1 rRNA gene is annotated in these 255 nt (G+C 51.0%); it reads left to right on the top strand.

Annotation, left to right across the window (positions count from 1 at the left end):
• A 23S ribosomal RNA gene (locus tag GTP44_RS28510) occupies positions 1 to 255 on the top strand; the annotation flags it as partial.

The following is a 255-nucleotide window of genomic DNA, read 5'->3' as shown; positions in this document are numbered from 1 at the left end:
TGATGGGAAGCAGGTTAATATTCCTGCACCGTCGTATGATGCGATGGGGGGACGGATCGCGGAAGGTTGTCTGACTGTTGGAATAGTCAGTTTCTGCTTCATAGAAGGTGCTTAGGCAAATCCGGGCGCGTAATTCAAGGGAGTGGGACGAGTGAACTTGTTCACGTAGCAATCGGAAGTGGTTCCAAGAAAAGCCTCTAAGCTTCAGTCATACGAGACCGTACCGCAAACCGACACAGGTGGGCGAGATGAGTA

It is taken from the genome of Duganella lactea (assembly GCF_009857505.1).
Lineage (GTDB): Bacteria > Pseudomonadota > Gammaproteobacteria > Burkholderiales > Burkholderiaceae_D > Rugamonas > Rugamonas lactea.
Note: the sequence above shows the minus strand (reverse complement) of the source record. Positions and strands in the feature narration are given on the sequence as shown.